2 protein-coding genes are annotated in these 2,439 nt (G+C 59.0%); one reads left to right on the forward strand and one right to left on the reverse strand.

The window, feature by feature from the left end; translation table 11 throughout:
• Positions 1-159 precede the first annotated feature (159 nt).
• Complete coding sequence (locus tag Q8K05_RS05810; RefSeq protein WP_305245568.1) at positions 160-798, reverse strand: MotA/TolQ/ExbB proton channel family protein; 639 nt, start codon at positions 796-798, stop codon at positions 160-162.
• A 340-nt stretch (positions 799-1,138) separates the two neighbouring features.
• Here Q8K05_RS05810 and xseA point away from each other — a divergent pair.
• The coding region (gene xseA, locus Q8K05_RS05815) for an exodeoxyribonuclease VII large subunit (protein ID WP_305245569.1) at positions 1,139-2,439 on the forward strand (1,301 nt) is incomplete at its 3' end.

Raw genomic sequence — 2,439 nt, forward strand, 5'->3', positions numbered from 1 at the left:
GGGCGAGATCGAAAGTTCATGACGGATTCTCAATGAAGGCTGCAAAGCGAAGTGATAAGCGTGGGGGCCAACGAACGCAGCGCAGGGCCGCCCCAAGCAAGTTCAGCCCCCTCGGGGGGCAGCGCATTACACGCAGTGAAAAGCGTGGGGGCCACGGTGTCACTTGCGCAAGGTATTGAGGTGGCGCACAAATCGTTCTGAGGCCAGTTCCATCGTCAGCAGGTAGCCATCCACCTGGGCACGAAAATAGCGCCAAAAAATCAGCGCAGGTATGGCCACCATCAGGCCAAAAGCAGTGTTGTAAAGCGCAATCGAAATACCCTGTGCCAGTTGCGCCGGGTTGCCTCCCACTGAACTACCCGCACTGCCTGCGCCGGCTTGAGAGCCAAAAATTTCTATCATGCCGATGACCGTGCCTAATAAGCCCAGCAGCGGCGCGGCAGAGGCAATGGTTGCCAGCGCGGCCAGGTAGCGCTCCAGTTTGTGGGCGGCCTGGCGACCGGCGCCCTCCATCGTGGAGCGCAGGTCATCTTCACTGATCCGCGGGTTGGCATTCAAGGCGCGAAAGCCGCTGGCGAGCACTTCGCCGAGCAGTGAGTTCTGTTCGAGTTGGGACACCACGTCGGGCGACGGCACCGCAGCGCGAGAAACGGTCATTGCTTCGGCAAGCAGTTTAGGCGGTGCGATCTTTGGGGTTTTGAGGCTGAAAAAACGCTCAATGACGAGCGCAAGCGCCAAGACTGAGCAGGCGACCAAGGGCCAGATAGGCCAGCCCGCGGCTTGTATGATCGAAAACAATGCACATCTCCAAGCAAATAATTTGTGTTGGATTATGGCCTACTGCACTCACGGGAACACCCGCTCGCGCAGCTTGTCGATATCGATTCTGGGAATGAATTTTGTAAGACATAACCCACAGAAGCTGTGGATAACTTTGTGGGTAAGCGATGGTGGGGAGGCTGGCAAGCCGCACCAAATCGTCCATGCGACAAAACGATGAAATTTTAGGCAGTAATAAGTTATTTAAAATCAATGAGTTACACGAATACAAGGCGGTCTCCACATGGTATTGCCGCGTTAACCCACTCTAACCGGCACGCTGTGGAGTACTACCCGCGCCAGATCAAGGGGTTTGACCATGTTTGACACATCAAGCCGCCAGGTCAATCCGCCCGGCACCGGACGTGAAGCAGGCGTGCGCATCTGGCCTGTGGGCTCGCTGCTGCGGGCCATTGCCGACAGTTTGGAGGCGCGTTTTAATCCGGTGGCGGTGCAAGGCGAAATTACCGGTTTTTCGCGCGCTGCCAGCGGGCACTGTTATTTTTCGCTCAAAGACGAGCAGGGGCAGGTTCGCTGCGCCATGTTCCGGCGCGCAGCCACCCTGCTGGAGTTTTCACCCCGCGATGGCCAACTGGTGGAGTTGCGGGGCCGTCTGGGGGTGTACGAGCCGCGCGGCGAATTGCAACTGGTCGTGGAGTCCATGCGGCAGGCCGGGCAGGGCAATTTGTTTGAGCAGTTTTTGCAGCTCAAGGCCAAACTTGAAGAGGAAGGGCTTTTCGCATCGGACCGCAAGCGGCCTTTACCTTTGCTTCCGCGTGCGATCGGTTTGATCACCTCGTTGGGCGCTGCGGCCTTGCATGACGTTGTGAGCGTTCTGCAGCGCCGCGCACCTCACATACCTGTGGTGCTTTACCCCGCCAGTGTGCAGGGTAGTCAGGCCGCAGGTGAATTGCGCGAGGCGATGCTCACAGCGTTCCAGCGGCGCGATGAAGACCAGATTGACGTGCTGCTGCTGGTTCGCGGTGGCGGCGCGATGGAAGATCTGTGGGCCTTTAATGACGAGCAACTTGCGCGCACCATCGTTGCCTCGCCCGTGCCCGTCGTCTGCGGGGTAGGGCATGAAACGGATTTCACCATTGCCGATTTTTGTGCCGATGTGCGCGCACCCACTCCCACAGCAGCGGCCGAGCTTTGCGCGCAGCCGCAAACTGTTTGGCTGGGCGCGCTCGACTTGGCGTTGTCGCGCCTTCAACACGCGGTGGACCGGCAATTGCAGTCGAACGCTCAGCGTCTCGACTGGGCGGCGTCCCGCGTCAGCCGGCCCTCTCACCTGGTGACCCAGCAGCAGGCACGCCTGTCTGGGCTCGCGCAAAGCCTCAAGCATGCGATGCGCTCAAACTTGACCCATGAGCGACTCAGAGTGCAGTCCCTGAACACGGATTTCCCACGGGAAACAAACGGCAGACTGCAACGCTGCCGGCAACAATTCGAACGCGCGCAATTGCGACTCGAGTTGCTGGACCCCAAACTGGTTTTGCAGCGCGGTTATGCTTGGTTGGCAGACCTTCAGGGCCAACCCATTACCCGTGTGAAAGCTACCCATATCGGTCAGGCAGTACGGGCTACCCTTGCCGATGGCGAGGTCGATTTGACCGTCTC

Source organism: Polaromonas sp., from assembly GCF_030682935.1.
Classification (GTDB): Bacteria; Pseudomonadota; Gammaproteobacteria; order Burkholderiales; family Burkholderiaceae_C; genus Polaromonas.